The sequence below is a fragment of the Tannockella kyphosi genome (assembly GCF_021054785.1).
GTDB classification, from domain to species: domain Bacteria; phylum Bacillota_I; class Bacilli_A; order Erysipelotrichales; family Coprobacillaceae; genus Tannockella; species Tannockella kyphosi.
In genome coordinates this window covers 1,568,141-1,586,016 of the sequence record NZ_CP088239.1, presented here as the reverse complement: position 1 = coordinate 1,586,016, position 17,876 = coordinate 1,568,141, and the positions used below count along the sequence as shown (strand labels likewise).

Sequence of the window (17,876 nt, the reverse complement as noted above, 5' to 3'; positions counted from 1 at the left end):
AAGCGCTTTCATTTATAATGTAAATAAGAAGAAGTGTTGTAAGACGAAAACATAAAGCGAAAAGGGTGTTAGACAATATTGTCACCATAGAGAAAAAAGACTTTATCAAAAACGTCAAACAAAAACATTGGTTTATAATAAGAAAACTGATGTCGAACTACTATAATATATCCGGGATAAAACAACGTCTAACGTTGTTTTTTCTCGTACTTAGAAAAAGATAGAGTTCTATTTTTCTTTGTGCTATAATGATAATAATTTTTAAGGAGTGACGCTATGAAAAAGATATCTATTTTACTATTATTATTAATACTTTTATCAGGATGCAGTATTTTTGAAAAAGATTATTATTTTGTAAAGAATTCAATGGAAGAATATTTTTTAGTTGATGAAAATGGGGATATAGTAGATGGTTTGACTTATACTAACTATGAAGATTATGATACTGGTTTTGTTGTATACCAAGAGGAGAGTAAAGGATATCTTAATAGTTTGGGAGAAGAATTGATTGAGGTTGATGCGTATGAATATTTTGAAGTAATAGATAAGATGATTATTATTTATGATGAAGGATATTCTATTTATGATTTAACAGGGGAATTGTTATATCAAGAAAGTGATGATACTACGATTGTGTTGTATGATTTACCGGTTGTAATAAAGGATGGTGTATCGACTGTTTTATATAGTGGTGGAAAAACATTAGGAACTTATGAAGTAGCAATTGGTAATGTTAGTACCTATGGTGGATCAAGTGTATTAGTTAGTGGAGAAGTATATTTGTATTATTATGAATTAGGTGTTTCTAGTGATGCTACTAGTTATTTAATGGAACAAAGTACTACGTTTAGTTATGTTTTATGTGATGTTTCTAGTGATAAAGGGGCATTAGTGTATGATCAAATAAATAGTACATTTGCTTTGCTTAATTTAGGAGAAGTAGTATTTAGTGAGGTTGTTAATTTTAGTGAAGGTGATTTTGATGCTACTACAAGTATCTGTTTTGATGATGGGGATAATATTGTAGTAACGAAAGAAGGAAATAGTTCTTTGTATGATGATGCGGGTTCTTATGTAACTTCTATTACTAGTTATTACTTAAATGCTCAAAGTTATATTAAAAAGAGTACTACTGTAACTTATGGTCCTCATACAATAGTATATGAGGGAACAGAAAGTGAAATAAGTGGAGTACAATTAGATCCACTAGCAAGTTATACTGCTTATGCAATTTATCCTGTCTTTTTAAGAAACCAAGGATATGTTTATTATGATTTTAATGGGGAACAGGTTTTTGAGGATAAGTATATAGATGTTACTACTTTTGATAGTAATGGTTTAGCAATAGTTGCAATGGAAGAAGATGCTTATTATTTAATTAATACAGATGGTAATAAAATAAGTGATGAATATGTGGGCATTGAGTTAATAAATGGGATATATTATAAAGGGTATGTTAGTGAGAATCGATATGTTATTATAAATAGCACGGGACAACAAGTAATTACTCAAGAGTTCATGGGGACTAGTCAAATTGTATCTTATGGAGATATTACATATGGGATATTTGAAAATAGTGCGAGAACTTATATTTATGATATGAGTGGGGAATACTTATTGTTGTTTGAACTTCAAGGAGATGTTGTATTGGATATGCAAGGATTATTTGTAGTAGATGGTACTGAATATTACACGTTGCTTGGAAAAGAATTATATGTGGGGTAAATTATGAGTGAATATATATATTTAATAGTAGTATTGTTTGGGATGTTAATTTTTACAAAAATTTTAAGTTTAGAAATAAGTGTTCGTGCTTTGGAAAAAAGAAAGCAAGCGACAGGATTTTATCTTCAGTTTGATGGAAAATTCCGTTATCGACGACCTAGACACTTACTGATAGTATGTGCTTTTGTTTATTTGTATTCGTCATCACAAACTATCTTATCAACTGTTTGGTTTTTAGAATTAATAGGATTTATTGCAGTTGTGATTATTGCAGAAGGATTAAGTCAGTACGCTAGTTATGAATATTGTCATATTCGTTATAAAAACAAATATGATAATTTGCATTTATTAAAAGAATCGATAAGTTTAGAATTAGAACAAACTGGTCAGAAGGAACATTCTAGATTATTGAGTTATCATGTTCAACGAATAACAGAAGATTATTTTAAAGAAGATAAACATTTAGCTTTTTTATCCAATGATCATGGTAAATCCGTGAACATGTTTCCAACGATACCACCAATCACTTATGTAGTAGATACGGATAAAACAATAACAGAAGATACTTTAATAAATAAAAACATAAAAGTAACAACACTTACAAAAGAAGGCTCTTTACCATTTAAAGATGATAAATTAGATGTTGTTTATACTTGTGATGTAAATTATGATAAATTTGAACTATATCGTGTAACAAAACCAGGAGGACATATTTTAGTTAGTCAACTAGGACATGATAATTTCATGGAAGTTATTCGTTGGATTTTACCATTTCGTATGAAGGGGGAATGGAATCGTCAAGAGTGTAGTAGAACATTATCAGATATTGGATTTGAAATTGTGGATTCTTTTGAGGATCATGGAAAAATAAGATTTTCTTCATTTAAAGAAACGATTGAATTTGTAAATTCATTACTTGCTACAAAGCTAGAAATGAAAGATGTCTATATGAACTTCTATACATCAATACTGAATGAAATAGAGGAAAAAGGTTACTTTGAAATATCAACACATAATTTTTTAGTTATTGCAAAAAAACCAGAAAGTGCTTAGGCACTTTTTGTTTTTATAGAAGGGAAAAAACGTTTGAAGGAGTCTTTTATAAGAAAATGAAAGCGTTAAAAAAATGAAATAAATCTAGCAAATATACAATTCAAGTGTTATAATAAGTTTATAAATCATTTAAGGAGGAGTCATACAATGGCAGAAAAATTATCTTTTGTTGTTTGTGATCCAGTAGGATTACACGCAAGACCAGCTACAATCTTAGTAAACCAAGCTAGTAAATTTACAAGCGATATTAAATTAGTTTATAATGATAAAGAAGTAAACTTAAAATCAATTATGGGTGTTATGTCTTTAGGAGTTCCTACTAAAGCTACAGTTGAAATTGTTGCTGAAGGTGATGACGAAAAAGAAGTAATCGCTTCAATTGCAAAAGTTATTAAAGAACAAAAAGTTGCTGAATAACAATTTAGAAAGTATCTCTTAGGAGGTGCTTTTTTATTTTAAGATAGATAGTTTGAAAGGAATGAAATTATGTTACATTTATATTATGGAGATGGAAAAGGGAAAACGACAGCAGCAATGGGGTTAGTAATGCGTCATGTTGGAGCTGGAAAAAAAGTACAAGTAATACAATTTTTAAAAGATGGTACTAGTAGTGAGATTGAAGTTTTAAAAAAGATGGGTGTGTCACTAACTACTCAAAAAATGCCTCAAAAATTCATTGATATGCAAGATCCAATAATGGTAAAAGAATTTTCAAAAATACAAGATCAGTTATTTGATTGTATTGATTTTGATTGTGATTTAATTGTATTGGATGAGATTTTGGATGCAATGCAATTATATTTATTAAATGAAGGAAAAGTATATGATATTGTCAAAGAATTAGAAAAACATCATGAAGTGGTAATGACAGGTAGAATGCCGTGTCAAAAATTAAAACAACTATCTAGTTATAGTACTCAAATGAAAAAACAAAAACATCCTTATGATAATGGAATCCAAGCTCGTAAAGGAATAGAATATCAGCTCTGTTAAAGAGCTTTTTTTTAACTATAAAAAATAAAGCATACTATTTGATTAAAATTTCACAATCCGTATACTTTAAGTATAAAAATAAATTACGGAGGAAACAAAGATGACAAAAATTGTAGTAGTAGGTGCAAATCATGCCGGGACAGCATGTATTAACACAATCCTAGATAATCACCAAGGAAATGAAGTAGTTGTATTTGATAAGAATTCAAATATTAGTTTTTTAGGTTGTGGGATGGCGTTATGGATTGGTGATCAAATTGATGGAAGTGATGGATTATTTTATTCTTCACCAGAGGCATTAATGGGAAAAGGTGCTAGAGTACATATGGAAACAGGAGTAGATTCTATTGATTTTGATAAAAAGATAGTTTATGCTACCTCTATTGATGGAACTAAATATGAAGAAAGCTATGATAAAGTAGTTCTTGCAACAGGATCATTACCTATTATTCCTGATGTAGAAAATGGACACTTAGAGAATATTCAAAAAGTAAAATTATTCCAACATGCAAAAGAAGTTATTGAAAAATTAAAAGCTGATAAAGATATTAAAAATGTAGCAGTTGTGGGAGCTGGCTATATTGGTGTAGAGTTAGTAGAAGCATTCCAATTAAATGGTAAAAATGTAACTCTAATTGATGTACAAGATACTTGTTTACCAACATATTATGATCAAAAATTCACTGATATGATGAAAGAAAAAATGGTTGAAAAAGGAATTACTTTAAAATTCAATCAATGTGTAAAAGGTTTTGAAGGAGATACCAAAGTAACTGCTATTAAAACAGATAAAGAAGTAATACCAACCGATATGGTAGTATGGGCTGTTGGATTTAGACCAAATAACTTAGTTGGAAAAGATCATTTAGAACTATTTAAAAATGGTGCTTATCTTGTTGATTTATGTCAAAAAACATCAAATCCTGATGTTTATGCAATAGGTGATTGTGCTACTGTGAAAGATAATTCAATAGAGGCAATTAATTATATTGCATTAGCTACGAATGCAGTTCGTTCAGGAATTGTAGCAGGACATAATATTGGAGGAACACCATTAGAATCATTAGGTGTACAAGGTTCAAACGCTATTTCTGTTTTTGGTCTTAATTTAATTTCAACAGGGTTAACTGTTGCAAAAGCACAGGCTGCAGGATTAGATGTCTTATATACTGATTATACAGACTTACAAAGAGCAGGATTTATTCGTGAAAACTATCCAGTAGATATTCGTATTGTATTTGAAAAAGAATCAAGAAGAATTGTTGGTGCACAACTAGCAAGTAGCCAAGATGTTTCGATGGCAATTCATATGTTCTCTCTTGCAATACAAGAAGGGGTAACTATTGATAAATTAAAATTATTAGATATTTTCTTCTTACCTCATTTTAATCAACCGTACAATTATATAACAATGGCTGCAATAACTGCACCAAATGACTAAACAAAAAGGTAGAATGATATTCTACCTTTTTTTTAATGGAGGGATGTTCAAAAAATATCGAACTTTTTCTTAGAAAAAAAATAGAAATAACGAATTGAATTTGTTATAATCTAACTAACAAGAAAGGGTGGGAACTATGGACTATAAAACAGAATATCAACGTTGGATAGACTGTCCAACAATGGACGCAACTTTAAAATTAGAATTATCAACAATGGAGGAAGCACAAAAAGAAGATGCTTTTTATACAAATGTTGAGTTTGGTACTGCAGGAATGAGAGGAGTTTTAGGCGCTGGAACAAATCGTTTAAATATTTATACTATTCGTAAAGCAAATGTTGGCTTTGCTAAATATATATTAACACTTCCTGAAAGCAAAGAAAAAGGTGTCGTTATTGGGTATGATAATCGACATATGTCTTATCGATTTGCTTTAGAAAGTGCAAAAGTATTAGCAACCTATGGAATTAAGACTTACATTTTTGAAAGTCTTAGACCAACTCCAGAATTATCTTATGCTGTACGTTACTTAAAATGTGCCGGAGGGATCATGATTACTGCCAGTCATAATCCTAAAGAATATAATGGATATAAAGTATATGATGATACTGGATGTCAATTAATCCCAGAATGGGGACAACAAGTAGTAGACTTTGTTAATGAAGTAGAAGATGAATTAAATATTGAAGTTTGTAGTGATGAACAAGCAGAAGCTTTCATTACTTGGGTTGGAGAAGAAGTAGATGAAGCATATTATAAAGAAGTAATGGCTATTGAATTCACTCCAAATATTGATAAATCAGATTTTAAATTAGTATTCTCACCTCAACATGGGACATCAAATATCCCAGTTAGAACAGTTTTAGGTCGTTTGGGATACGATATCATACCAGTACTTAGCCAATGTGCACCTGATCCAGATTACACAAATACACTAACACCAAATCCAGAAGAAGCAAGATCATATGATAAAGCAATAGCCAAAGCAAAAGAAGTAGATGGTGATGTTGTTGTTATTTGTGATCCTGATGGGGATCGTTTAGGAGTGGTTGCAAAACATGATGGAGAATATGTATTAATGTCTGGGAACCAAAGTGCAGCAGTTTACTTAGAATATATTTTAAGTAGATTACAAGATGCTGGAAAATTACCTAGTAATGCAGTAATGTATAATACGATTGTTACTAGTGACTTAGGTGAATTGGTTGCAAACCATTATGGAGTAGAAGTAGAAAAAACACTAACAGGATTTAAATTTATTGGAGATAAAATCCGTAAATATGAAAAAACACAAGAAAAACAATTTATATTTGGATATGAAGAATCATATGGTTGTGTAATTAAAGAATTTGTTCGTGATAAAGATGCTGTCCAAGCAGTATTGTTAGCTGCTGAAGCAGGGGCTTATTATAAAAAACAAGGAAAGACTTTAGTAGATGTCTTAAATGATTTATATCAACGTCATGGTACATTCAAAGAATCACAAATAGCATTAAGTAAAGCGGGTGCTAGTGGAGCTGCTAGAATTAAAGAAATTATGGAAAACTTACGTCAAAATCCACCTACAAGTATTGATGGTGTGAAAGTAGTAGCAAGTGAAGATTATCAAACATCAAAACGTTATGAAGGTGCAACAGAAATAGATTTAGTTATTGATAAATCAAATGTATTAAAATATTTCTTAGAAGATGGTTCTTGGATTGCTGCTAGACCAAGTGGTACGGAACCAAAATGTAAATTCTATTTCTCTATCATTGGAAAAGATGTAGAAGATGCTGCAACAAAAACAGAAGGATATCATAAAGCTGTATTAGAAATTATTGGAGAATAACATAAAAAGATACAGGATTGCCTGTATCTTTTTTGCTTGACAACAAAAAATAAAACATCTATAGTTAAAAATGTAATACGGGAAAACAAGGAGACAAACAATGAAAAAATTATGTAAATCACAAACGGATAAAAAGCTATTAGGAGTGTGTGGAGGTGTTGCAGAATACTTAGAAGTAGATGCAACAATGGTACGTTTAGCATGGGCTATATTAACATTGCTAGGTGGAAGTGGATTCATTATTTATATAATAGCAGCAGTTTTAATACCTTATTGCTAGGTGGAAGTGGATTCATTATTTATATAATAGTAGCAGTTTTAATACCTAAAAAAACAAATCCTAAGATTTGTTTTTTTTATTGTTTTGGTGTTAGTAAATGAACTTGACTTTGGTTTAGAGAAATATGGATAGGGAACTTCCCACCATCTTCTCCATCAATATCAATTTGACCATATTCATTAAGACATTCTATATCGACAGATTGAACTTGTTTATAAATAATATAAGGACTAGTCTCATGTTTTTTTAATAAATAATCTTTATAAATAGTTGCTAGTTCACCAATATTACACTTTTTAACAATTAAAACATCTAATAGACCATCTTGAATACTAGCTTGAGGAACAATTGCATCAAATCCACCCACTCTATTTGTATTCGTAATTAATAAAAGTAGTGCTTCACAATCAAAACTATCCTCTTTATCAAAAGAAATACGTAACTGCATATTTGTCTGAATTTGTGTTGGGAAATCCAAAATTCCTTGTATATAATAAGCTAGAGGTCCTAATAATTTCTTTTCTTCCTTACCAACAGTTAAAGAGACTCCACTAAACATACCTGCGGCACAAACATTCATAAAATATTTATCATTTACTTTACCAACATCACATGGAATAACATGGAAATCTTTGACTACCTGACAAATACTTGGGATATCGGTAGGTAAGTGTAAATAATTAGCGAAATCATTAACAGTACCAGCAGCTAATAATAATAGGGGTGTTTTTTTATTGCTTGCAGCCATCCCGCTCATCACTTCATTAATAGTACCATCTCCACCAACCACAACAATAAAATCATATTGATTATCATCCACCTCCATTGCTTTATCAAAAGCATCAAGGTGTTTTTTTGTAAAGAAAGTATCAACGTGATTTACAAGTTGACCAATGACAAGCTTTCCAATAAGGCTATCTAGCTTTTCTTGAAAACTATTTTGTCCTGAACTAGGATTAATGATAAATAAACAACAATACATATAATGTCCCCCTTGTTAAATGAAGTTTAAAACTTATAATGAAAAGTATAATCCTAAAAAGGTAGTTTTTGCAAGAAAAATGTAATGAATATTATGATCTGTATTTTCATTTTGAGAAAGCTATACCTTTCTAATGAAAATTATGATAATATAGGAATATATGTCAGGAGGGATAAAATGAAAGTTTTAACTTTATGTATACCTTGTTATCATGATACAGTCAATGTTCATAGTATAGTCGAATCATGTTTAATTAAACAAACAGAAATACAAATGCTTTTTGTAACAAATCAAATAAGTGAATCATTACAAGAAGATTTATGTCTTTTGAAAAAACATTATCCTGATATGATTGATGTTTGTGAATCTAGTGATAACACAATGTGTTATGCAAAAGGTCTATATTTTAAATTAATGCATCCTTGTCAAACTTTAGACCAATCGGGATTGGTTAAGGTAATTACTACGCTTCAAGATTTTATCCGTATTCAGGCAAATTTAGATTTATTGGTTTGTGATATTGAATATCGAACAAAGAAAAAGAAAAAAGATATTGTAGAATATAAAAATTTATTTCCTGTTGATACACCTTTTGAGTGGCATCAATTAGGTCGTATAAAATCTTCTCAATGTATTGTATTAGAATCATGCGTATTTAAGACAAATACATTAAAAGAAAATCGTTCTACATTGACAAATACCATTTATATGTCTTATGCAAGTCCTTTGTTACCAATGGTCAATGTAAAAACATTAGTTTATATAGATCAAGTCTTAGTCAAAACAAATCGTCCTTGTGATAAAGATATGTTTGATCAAGTAGCTATGGGAGTTGTTTTAATAAAAGCAGTTATTGATAAATTAGATATTAGTGAAATCAAGAGTCGTAAACTAAAGAAAACTATTACAGAGCATTTTGTGTCTTATTTATCGCACTTATTATTTACGTATATTCAAGATGGTAGTGTAGAGTCTTTACAATGTAAAGAGGAATTATGGTATTATCTAAAGGTGAATAATTATATTTTATACAAGCAATGTAAACGTACACTTGTTGCAAAAGTACTAGCTAGTGATAATGAAGTAGTTTTAAACACAGTTAAAAAAAGATTAGAAAGAAATAAATAGAACTCGCAGAGTTCTATTTATTTTGAGGAAGAAATATGGCAAGTAATGAAATGTTAGGTAATGAAAAAGTAGCTCCACTACTTTTTAAGTTGGCAATGCCAGCAATTGTAGCACAATTGGTTAATGTTCTATATAATATGGTAGATCGTATATATATAGGGAATATGGCAAATTCAACCAATGCATTAGCAGCACTAGCTGTTTGTTTACCGTTAATTACGATTATTTCTGCTTTTACTCGTTTGGTTGGTTTAGGTGGGGCACCTTTGTGTGCTATTCGTATGGGTCAACAAAGAAAAGAGGAAGCAGATAGAGTAATGACTACTAGTTTTGTTTTATTAATTATTAGTAGTGTTGTTATTATGATTTTATCGATGATTTTTAAAGAACCTTTATTAATGATGTTTGGGGCTGATGCTAGTTGTATTGAACAAGCGAAGTCTTATTTATCTATTTATGTTTTAGGTACTTTATTTGTTCAATTATCAATTGGAATGAATGCTTATATTACGACACAAGGCTTTGCTAAGATAAGTATGGTGACGGTAATGGCTGGTGCGATAGCGAATATTATTTTAGATCCTATTTTTATTTTTTGGTTCGATATGGGGGTTCAGGGTGCTGCATTAGCGACAATTATTGCCCAAGCTATTTCTTTTGTTTGGGTTATGAAGTTTGTCTTTGGTCCAGAAACAGTTGTTCGTATTCGTAAAAAATATTTAAAACCACAAGCACGTGTTGTTTTTGCAATAGTATCATTAGGGATATCACCATTTACTATGAGTATAACGGAATCTTTATTACAAATTACTTTTAATACACAACTTTCTCAATATGGAGGAGTAATGGCGATTAGTGTAATGGCGATATTGGTTAGTTTGTGGCAGTTTGTAACATTGCCAGTAGATGGTTTTATGCAAGGAGCACAACCAATTATGAGTTATAACTATGGGGCGAAGAATTATCAAAGAGTTCGAGATACTTTTAAATTATCTTTTAAAGTATGTATTGCATATAGTTTTTGTATTGTTTCAATTATTATGATTTTTGCTTCTACTTTTGCAGGATTCTTTTCTAGTGATGATGCAACAGTTCAATTAGCGAGTTGGGCAATACGTATTTATATGGCTGGAGGATTGATTTATGGTATTCAAATGTGTTGCCAAAACTCTTTTCTTGCTTTAGGACAAGCAAAGCAATCTTTAGCAATGGCATTTTATCGTAAAATGGTTTTACTAATACCGATGTTATTAATATTACCTGGTATTTTAAAAGATACATCGCTTGCAATTACAATGGGATCTACCATTAGTTCCTTAGTGTATGATGGAGGTGCTGTATTTACTATTTTCTTGTGTGAAGCTATTTCTGATGTGTTAGCTTGTTTAACAACTGGTACTTTATTTTATTTCTTCTATCGTAAACACTTAAAAGGACTGGAATAACATTATTTTACATTCTAGAAAGAATGTGTTTTAATAGGGTTAGGGGGATTATATGAAAGAAAAATCACTAATTGATAAGATAATGGAAACAGATCCAGCTGCTTATCATCGTTTAAATGTTATTGTGAATTATCCAGGGGTACATGCTTTGTTTTTTTATCGTATTAATCACTTTTTATGGCAGAGAAACTTACGTGTTATTGCTAGATTTTTAAGTCAGGTTGCTAGATTTTGTACAGGGATTGAGATTCATCCAGGAGCAACTATTGGAAAAAGGTTGTTTATAGATCATGGGATGGGTGTTGTGATAGGAGAGACAACAATTATAGGTGATGATTGTTTGTTATATCAAGGAACTACTTTAGGTGGAGTTGGAACTGGACAACATCGTCGTAAAAGACATCCAACATTATTGAATAATGTCATGGTTAGTGCTGGTGCTAAGGTAATCGGAGATATTACGATTGGTAATAATACGATTATAGGTGCTCAAACTGTTGTTTTAAAAGATGTTCCAGATGATTGTACTGTAGTAGGAGTTCCGGCTTTTATTGTCAAAGAAAAAGGTGTAAAAGTGAAAAGAGAACTGTAGAAGAATATTGTATATTCTTCTTTTTTGTTGGCAAAATATAGACATGATAGTTATGTGTGCTATAATTAAAACAAATTAAGAAAAGAGAAAAAGAAATGAATAAAATAGAATGGTTAAAAAAATATAGTGGTCTATTGTTGGTAATTGTTCTATCAATAGCATTTTATCGTTTGTTTGATAGCATTGGACTTATTATGGTAGAAGTAAAAAAAGTCTTAACTGTTTTTACTCCTGTTTTTATTGGAGCAGTACTTGCTTACTTCTTATCTCCAGCCACAATTGCTGTGGAAAACAAATTAGATACCACAGCTTTCCATAAAAACAAAAGAGTGTTATCTGTATTGATTGTCTTCTTTACATTTTTAGCTTGTATTGTCTTGTTGATAACAGTAATTAGTCCCAGTATTGCAAATGCGGTAATGGAAGTAGCTAGTACATTACAAGCATATGTTTTTGATTTTGAAAAGAATGTAAAAGAGGCTATTGCTATTCCTGAAATACAAGAAATTGTTTTACAGTTAGATGTAGTTATTTATGATATTTTAGATAAATTAGCAGCTATTGATCCATTAACCTATATAGAGTCACTTTTTAGTGCAGCGAGTACGATTAGTACTTGGGTATTAGGGATTGTTTTTTGCCCTTATATTTTGGTAGAAAGAGATCGTTTGAAGAAAATATTTGATAATATCGCATTATTAATTATTAGTCCTGAACAATTAGAATTTATTCATGAGTATGCATATCGTAGTCATCGTATTTTTGGTAATTTCGTATATGGGAAATTCATAGATTCACTTATTATTGGAATGATTGCTGCAGTTGGCTTTTGGATCATGGGATTACCAGCAGTACCACTGCTTGCAATTACGATTGGTGTTACGAATATGATTCCATATTTTGGACCTTTTATAGGGGCGATACCGATTGTGTTGTTTGTGGCATTAATGGGAGATGTAATGACAGTTGTGTGGCTGTGTATCTTTATTTTTGCATTGCAACAGTTTGATGGTTATATCTTAGGTCCTGCTATTTTAGGAGAAACAGTTGGTATATCTGCATTTTGGGTTATTTTTGCAGTAACTATCTTTGGTGGTATATGGGGAATTGTAGGAATGTTTATCGGAGTTCCGTTAATTGTTATCTTAAGAGCAATGTATCGAGATTTTCTAATATATAAAAAATCAAAAGCAAAAGAACAGTCTGACTAGGACTGTTCTTTTTATAGGAATTATGTATAATTAAATGGAAAGGGGATTTAATAATGAGACAAGTAGGTATATCTATATATCCAGACTATTGCTCAATGGATGAATTAAAGGATTATATAACAAGAGCAAAGAAAAGTCATATGACAAGAGCGTTTACTAGTTTACAATTAGGAGATTTTGGATTTAATGGAGGGCTAGAAGCAACAGATCCTGTATTTAAACAATTTTTTAGTTTATGTAATGAATCAGGTATTACGGTTTGTGGAGATGTAACGAATGTTATTTTTGAAGCATATGGAGCTACTCCAGATAATTTGAAACCATTCTTAGATTTAGGGTTAATGATGATACGTATTGATGGGGGTTATACAAGTGAAGATATTGTTACAATGACAAATAACCCTTATGGTATAAAGATTGAAATGAATGGATCTTTTGATCAAGGCAAAGATAGTGCTGTATATCCTTTGTTAGAAGGGGTTAAACAAAGAGGGAATATGGAAAACTTTGTTGCATGTTTCAACTACTTTCCAAGAGTAGGAACAGGTCATAGTAAAGAATATGTAAAAGAAAATATTGAATTGTTGAAAGAATATGGAGTTACTATTACAGCCTTTGTTGCTAGTCAATACTCTGTTCATTCCATGCAACCAATGGGACATGGAATACCAACGTTAGAACATCATCGTTATCTTCCAGCACACTTAGCAGCTCAAGAACTGTTTGCATTAGGTGTGGATACTGTTTTGGTTGGTGATATTATGGCAGCAGATGTGGAATTAGAAAGATTAGGAGCTTTAATTACAAAGGATTATTTAGAAATACCAGTAGTTTATAATGAGTATGTTAGTGATGAACTTATTTATAAGTTAGAAAATACAGTACTTACTATGCGTGGCGATCGTTCTATTGAATGCATTCGTTCGATGGAAGTAAAAGGCTTTCAAGAAGAACCATTATATTGTGTACCACGTTCTAAGTATAGTGTTACTATTGATAATACATTAGCGAAACGTTATACGGGAGAAATCCAAATAATGATGCAAGATTGTGATCGTGATCAAACTGTAAATGTGATCGGAGCTATTTTAGAGGGACACAATTTATTAGAATATGTTTTATATGAATGCTTTCCATACAAGTTAATTCCAATGCAAAGAAAATAGACGATGTCTATTTTTTTGCATATTAGAGGATATAGAAATGAATTTGGTATATGATAGAAAGGGGTGAGTTTATGGAAGAAATTAGAAGTCGATTGGATTTTTTATATAGTCAAAGTAAATATCAAGAAGGATATCAATTTTTATTAGAACAATTACAACAAGCAATGGTTCAAGAAGATGACTTATTAGTATTAGGTATCTTAAGTGAATTAATGGGTTATTATCGAGTTCATGCAATGTATGAACTAGGAAATAAAATGGCACTTAGAGCAGCTAATATTATTACATCAAGACAATTAGAAAATACGGTGATGGCTGGTACAACATATTTAAATATTGCCACTTTGTATCGTATTCAAGGAATGTTTCAAGAAGCAAATCAATATTTCTTATTATGTGAAGCTGTTTATAAACAACATTTAGCAGCAAATGACTTGCGAGTTATTTCTTTTTATAACAATTATAGTCTTTATTATCAAAGTATTGGAAATACAACAAAAGCCTTAGAATACGGATTACAAGCCTATGTTCTTATTTGCAGTGCACCAGATAGTTATGAAGAACAAGCAATAAGTGCTACGAATATTGCGACGATGTATCTTCAAAATAAAAATAGGAGTAAAGTAAAGGAATACTTAGATATTGCAATCCTATTATTTGAAAAACATGCTCCTAATGATCCACATTATTTTGCAACATTGCATACATTGGCTCAATATTATACCTTAGAAGGAATGTATGAAAAAGCAATAAAAACGTATCAAGAAGTATTGGATAATATAGAGGATACTTATGGTAGAAATAGTGATTATGCTATTGTATATGAAAATTATCAGTATGCTCTCGATTTACAAAATCAAAAAACAAAAGGGATGGAGTTGTGTAAACAATATTATCAAGAAGTAGGAAAACCTGTTTTTGAAAAGAAACATCCAGAACTAATGCAATACCTAGCATTTGGTTTAATAGGAATGGGTTCAGAGTGTCTTGGTTTTGATGATGAAATATCAAAGGATCATGATTTTGGTCCTGGTTTTATGGTCTTTGTTCCTAAAGAATATTTTTTAAACTATGGTTCTTTATTACAAGAAACATACAATCAATTACCTAAAGAATACCTTGGTTTAACTAGAATTCAAAGTAACCAAGGGGAAGGTCGGGTAGGCGTTGTTTGTCTTGAAGATTATTTTCTACAATTTTTAGGTTATTTACCTAAAAATGAAATGGATTGGTTTGGCTATTCTAGCCAAAGTTTGTTAATGTTGACAAAAGGTGCGATTTTTGATGATTTTTATGGATTAGTGACAACCCAAAGAAAACAATTAGCTTACTATCCAAGGGATGTTCGTTTAAAGAAAATAGTTCGTGCTTTAAGTAAGATGGCACAATCAGGACAATATAATTATCCTCGTTGTAAACAAAGAGGAGATATGGTAGCAATGCATTTAGCACTTGATGAATTTGTTAAGGAAACGATGGATTGTTTGTGTTTGTTAGAAAATAGTTATACGCCTTATTATAAATGGACGTATCAATATGTTTTTAAAACATTAGGATTAGATAGTTTGGCAGGACTTATTAAGGGTTTGTATGAAGAAGATAAAGATCAAGAGATATTGATAGAGACGATATGTGTTCAAGTTGTTTCTAAGTTACAAGAGTTAGGGCTTAGTGAACAAACGGATCCTTTTTTACAAGTACATTTAGAGGATGTGATGAGTCATATTGAAAATGAAAAAATAAAGCGAATGCATGTGATGGAGGGGTAATATGATAGAAGAGATTATTCAAAGAGAATGGGAATTTTTACAAGAAACTCAAAATATAGATGGAAGAGCTAGTTGTCAGGATAATTTTGAATTGTTTCATTTGTATCGTAAAAGTCAATTTATGACTTTTACTAAGGAGTTGTTAGAGAATTATTTACAAGATATGAAGGATTACAAGAGAATTGGTTTGAATCCTATTTCATTGAAATATGCTTATATGATGGAAAGTAATGACCCTCAAGGGTATGCTAACATAGAACAATATGTTCCTAAGGTGAATCAAGAGACAAATGGTATTATAGAAGAAATAGTAGCGATTGAATTAACTATGATGGAACAGTTTGAAAAACTGTATCCAGCTATTAGTTATGCTTCTAGAAATACATATTCATCAAGTGATAGTGAGGATGAAACATCTTTTGAAACTTATTTAAGAGGAGAATTAAAAACATATAGTAAAAAGACATTGGTGAGTTATGCCTATATGGTGTTAGATGCTTCTTCTCAGGATAAAAATCTAGTCCTTTTGATTAGAGAGAATACAGTGAAAATGTATGGTTATCAATCGTTGGAACAAGCGGAAGAAAAATTAAAATAAAAGTACGATGTTTTCGTGCTTTTTTTGTTGTGCATAATAAAATATCGTTATATAATACTTATAACAAGTCTTGAAAAAAGTGGGTGAAAATAATGGAGGAGTTTTTAAGGGATATTAATTTAAGTTTCTTTTATTTATGGATGAAGTCAAAAGTGAGTGAGATGAATCCTTGTTGTGAGGAGGAATCGATTTGTTTTGAAGATGAAAATTCAAATGTTCGAATTCTTTTTTATCCTTATCATATTATTGAATTTATTATTCAGGATAAAGAAGAAAATGAAACTATTTTTTACATGCATTTTCAATTAACGAATATGGCACATTGTATTAGTTTGTTTGAAGAAATGATGGAATGTTTTGAGGAAAATGCAACGAAGCCAAAACATCGTATTTTACTTTGTTGTAGTGGAGGTTTAACAACTTCTTTATTTGCTTCTAAGATGCAAGATGTAGCATGGATGAAAAAAATATCTATTCAAATAGATGCTGGAGGAATCGGTGGTTTGTATCATATTGCTAAAAATTATGACTTGATCTTATTGGCACCACAAATTGCTTATTTATATATTGATGTACAATCACATATAAAATGCAAAGTAGAAAAAATGCCTACAAAATATTTTGCGACAAATCGTTATATTGAAATGATGGACTTTACGGTAGGATTATTGGAGGATTTACAATGAACACAAAAAACATAAGACAGACAAATAGATTGAAAGTTATTGATTCAATGAAAGGGAAGTACAGTCGTACGAAGTCACAAATCTCTGATTTTACTGAATTATCATTGGCTAGTGTGAATACAATTATTGATGAGTTATTACAAGAAGGTCAAATTACAGAATTAGGATATAATAAGAGTACTGGTGGAAGAAGGTCTAAATCGTATCAATTATTAGCTACGTATACAAAAATATTATGTTTTTCAATTTTAAGAAATGATTATCGTGTTACTATTGTTTACCATATATATGATTTACATGATCAATTAGTAGAATCAAAAACAATTATTAAAAAGAGAGTGAATTTAGAAGATATTCGAACAATCATTGATACTGTTTTATTGATCCATCCAAATGTAAAAGTGATATCTTTTAGTACACCGGGTATTATTGAAAGTGGATTTTTGAGTTGTACTGGTATTGAAGGGTTTACTGATTTACCTTTAGAAGACTTGATGAAGCATTATAAACAAAGATTTGCTTTTGTGAATGATGTCAATAGTGCTGCTTTAGGGTTTTCTATTTTACATCCCCAATATCCTAATAGTAGTTTTCTATTTATGCCTGAAACTTTATTTGCAGGAATTGGTAGTGTAGTTGATGGAAAGTTGTTAGTTGGAAAAACAAATATAGCTGGAGAAGCACAATACCTACCTTTTTCTAATCAAAAAAGTCGTGAAGAAATGATGTTAAATAGGCAAGGTAGTTTAGAACTGGCTACTTATTATATTCGTATCCTTATTAGTATTTTGAATCCAGATGTTGTGGCAGTTTGTTGCACTATGTTTGAAGATTGCCAAGTGATACGAGATATGTTACTATCTACATTCCAAGAAAATGATATACCGGAGTTAGTGAAGGTGGAATATATTTTTGATTTTGTTATGCTTGGAACTTTAGAAATGGCAAAAAGAGAATTAAAGACAGAGGAGTAGTT

Annotated in this window: 17 protein-coding genes; 16 read left to right on the top strand and 1 reads right to left on the bottom strand. The window is 30.6% G+C overall.

Annotated elements, in window-relative coordinates; all coding sequences use genetic code 11:
- Positions 1 to 276 precede the first annotated feature (276 nt).
- From LRR82_RS07745 to LRR82_RS07715, 7 genes are all read left to right on the top strand, one after another.
- Positions 277 to 1,725: a hypothetical protein gene (locus LRR82_RS07745; RefSeq protein WP_249028861.1), complete on the top strand. Its 1,449-nt coding sequence runs from the start codon at positions 277 to 279 to the stop codon at positions 1,723 to 1,725.
- A gap of 3 nt (positions 1,726 to 1,728) precedes the next feature.
- Complete coding sequence (locus tag LRR82_RS07740) at positions 1,729 to 2,778, top strand: class I SAM-dependent methyltransferase (RefSeq protein ID WP_249028860.1); 1,050 nt, start codon at positions 1,729 to 1,731, stop codon at positions 2,776 to 2,778.
- A gap of 147 nt (positions 2,779 to 2,925) precedes the next feature.
- The gene (locus tag LRR82_RS07735; protein ID WP_249028859.1) at positions 2,926 to 3,195 is read left to right on the top strand and encodes a phosphocarrier protein HPr; all 270 of its coding nucleotides are present in this window, start codon (positions 2,926 to 2,928) and stop codon (positions 3,193 to 3,195) included.
- Between the two features lie 69 nt (positions 3,196 to 3,264).
- The gene (locus LRR82_RS07730; protein WP_249028858.1) at positions 3,265 to 3,771 is read left to right on the top strand and encodes a cob(I)yrinic acid a,c-diamide adenosyltransferase; all 507 of its coding nucleotides are present in this window, start codon (positions 3,265 to 3,267) and stop codon (positions 3,769 to 3,771) included.
- A gap of 100 nt (positions 3,772 to 3,871) precedes the next feature.
- A complete protein-coding gene (gene nox, locus LRR82_RS07725) occupies positions 3,872 to 5,212 on the top strand; it encodes a H2O-forming NADH oxidase (protein WP_249028857.1) in 1,341 nt (446 codons plus the stop codon).
- Between the two features lie 136 nt (positions 5,213 to 5,348).
- Positions 5,349 to 7,043, top strand: a complete 1,695-nt coding sequence (locus LRR82_RS07720) for a phospho-sugar mutase (protein WP_249028856.1) — start codon at positions 5,349 to 5,351, stop codon at positions 7,041 to 7,043.
- A 100-nt stretch (positions 7,044 to 7,143) separates the two neighbouring features.
- Entirely contained in the window at positions 7,144 to 7,323 is a 180-nt protein-coding gene (locus LRR82_RS07715) for a PspC domain-containing protein (RefSeq protein ID WP_249028855.1), read from the top strand.
- A 76-nt stretch (positions 7,324 to 7,399) separates the two neighbouring features.
- Here the strand turns inward: LRR82_RS07715 and LRR82_RS07710 are convergent, their stop codons facing one another.
- A complete protein-coding gene (locus tag LRR82_RS07710; protein WP_249028854.1) occupies positions 7,400 to 8,305 on the bottom strand; it encodes a diacylglycerol/lipid kinase family protein in 906 nt (301 codons plus the stop codon).
- A gap of 177 nt (positions 8,306 to 8,482) precedes the next feature.
- Between LRR82_RS07710 and LRR82_RS07705 the strand changes: the two genes are divergently transcribed.
- The 9 genes from LRR82_RS07705 to LRR82_RS07665 all read left to right on the top strand — a co-directional run bounded on the left by LRR82_RS07705 (position 8,483) and on the right by LRR82_RS07665 (position 17,874).
- Positions 8,483 to 9,433: a hypothetical protein gene (locus LRR82_RS07705; protein ID WP_249028853.1), complete on the top strand. Its 951-nt coding sequence runs from the start codon at positions 8,483 to 8,485 to the stop codon at positions 9,431 to 9,433.
- A gap of 35 nt (positions 9,434 to 9,468) precedes the next feature.
- The gene (locus LRR82_RS07700; protein WP_249028852.1) at positions 9,469 to 10,878 is read left to right on the top strand and encodes an MATE family efflux transporter; all 1,410 of its coding nucleotides are present in this window, start codon (positions 9,469 to 9,471) and stop codon (positions 10,876 to 10,878) included.
- Between the two features lie 52 nt (positions 10,879 to 10,930).
- Positions 10,931 to 11,470, top strand: a complete 540-nt coding sequence (gene cysE / locus LRR82_RS07695) for a serine O-acetyltransferase (RefSeq protein ID WP_249028851.1) — start codon at positions 10,931 to 10,933, stop codon at positions 11,468 to 11,470.
- A gap of 95 nt (positions 11,471 to 11,565) precedes the next feature.
- Positions 11,566 to 12,681, top strand: a complete 1,116-nt coding sequence (locus tag LRR82_RS07690) for an AI-2E family transporter (RefSeq protein ID WP_249028850.1) — start codon at positions 11,566 to 11,568, stop codon at positions 12,679 to 12,681.
- A 53-nt stretch (positions 12,682 to 12,734) separates the two neighbouring features.
- Complete coding sequence (locus tag LRR82_RS07685; RefSeq protein ID WP_249028849.1) at positions 12,735 to 13,847, top strand: MupG family TIM beta-alpha barrel fold protein; 1,113 nt, start codon at positions 12,735 to 12,737, stop codon at positions 13,845 to 13,847.
- A 71-nt stretch (positions 13,848 to 13,918) separates the two neighbouring features.
- Entirely contained in the window at positions 13,919 to 15,616 is a 1,698-nt protein-coding gene (locus tag LRR82_RS07680) for a DUF4037 domain-containing protein (protein ID WP_249028848.1), read from the top strand.
- 1 nt (position 15,617) lies between these two features.
- Positions 15,618 to 16,214: a DUF4125 family protein gene (locus tag LRR82_RS07675; protein WP_249028847.1), complete on the top strand. Its 597-nt coding sequence runs from the start codon at positions 15,618 to 15,620 to the stop codon at positions 16,212 to 16,214.
- A 92-nt stretch (positions 16,215 to 16,306) separates the two neighbouring features.
- Positions 16,307 to 16,900 (top strand): PTS sugar transporter subunit IIB, encoded by a 594-nt coding sequence (locus tag LRR82_RS07670; protein ID WP_249028846.1) that lies wholly within the window; start codon positions 16,307 to 16,309, stop codon positions 16,898 to 16,900.
- The gene (locus tag LRR82_RS07665; protein WP_249028845.1) at positions 16,897 to 17,874 is read left to right on the top strand and encodes a hypothetical protein; all 978 of its coding nucleotides are present in this window, start codon (positions 16,897 to 16,899) and stop codon (positions 17,872 to 17,874) included. Before LRR82_RS07670 ends, LRR82_RS07665 begins: the two co-directional genes overlap by 4 nt.
- The last annotated feature ends 2 nt before the right edge of the window (positions 17,875 to 17,876 follow it).

Bases quoted from the DNA above. Each gene is read 5' to 3' on its own strand.
- LRR82_RS07745 (WP_249028861.1), top strand. From the start codon at position 277: ATGAAAAAGATATCTATTTTACTATTATTATTAATACTTTTATCAGGA.
- LRR82_RS07740 (WP_249028860.1), top strand. From the start codon at position 1,729: ATGAGTGAATATATATATTTAATAGTAGTATTGTTTGGGATGTTAATT.
- LRR82_RS07735 (WP_249028859.1), top strand. From the start codon at position 2,926: ATGGCAGAAAAATTATCTTTTGTTGTTTGTGATCCAGTAGGATTACAC.
- LRR82_RS07730 (WP_249028858.1), top strand. From the start codon at position 3,265: ATGTTACATTTATATTATGGAGATGGAAAAGGGAAAACGACAGCAGCA.
- nox (WP_249028857.1), top strand. From the start codon at position 3,872: ATGACAAAAATTGTAGTAGTAGGTGCAAATCATGCCGGGACAGCATGT.
- LRR82_RS07720 (WP_249028856.1), top strand. From the start codon at position 5,349: ATGGACTATAAAACAGAATATCAACGTTGGATAGACTGTCCAACAATG.
- LRR82_RS07715 (WP_249028855.1), top strand. From the start codon at position 7,144: ATGAAAAAATTATGTAAATCACAAACGGATAAAAAGCTATTAGGAGTG.
- LRR82_RS07710 (WP_249028854.1), bottom strand. From the start codon at position 8,305: ATGTATTGTTGTTTATTTATCATTAATCCTAGTTCAGGACAAAATAGT.
- LRR82_RS07705 (WP_249028853.1), top strand. From the start codon at position 8,483: ATGAAAGTTTTAACTTTATGTATACCTTGTTATCATGATACAGTCAAT.
- LRR82_RS07700 (WP_249028852.1), top strand. From the start codon at position 9,469: ATGGCAAGTAATGAAATGTTAGGTAATGAAAAAGTAGCTCCACTACTT.
- cysE (WP_249028851.1), top strand. From the start codon at position 10,931: ATGAAAGAAAAATCACTAATTGATAAGATAATGGAAACAGATCCAGCT.
- LRR82_RS07690 (WP_249028850.1), top strand. From the start codon at position 11,566: ATGAATAAAATAGAATGGTTAAAAAAATATAGTGGTCTATTGTTGGTA.
- LRR82_RS07685 (WP_249028849.1), top strand. From the start codon at position 12,735: ATGAGACAAGTAGGTATATCTATATATCCAGACTATTGCTCAATGGAT.
- LRR82_RS07680 (WP_249028848.1), top strand. From the start codon at position 13,919: ATGGAAGAAATTAGAAGTCGATTGGATTTTTTATATAGTCAAAGTAAA.
- LRR82_RS07675 (WP_249028847.1), top strand. From the start codon at position 15,618: ATGATAGAAGAGATTATTCAAAGAGAATGGGAATTTTTACAAGAAACT.
- LRR82_RS07670 (WP_249028846.1), top strand. From the start codon at position 16,307: ATGGAGGAGTTTTTAAGGGATATTAATTTAAGTTTCTTTTATTTATGG.
- LRR82_RS07665 (WP_249028845.1), top strand. From the start codon at position 16,897: ATGAACACAAAAAACATAAGACAGACAAATAGATTGAAAGTTATTGAT.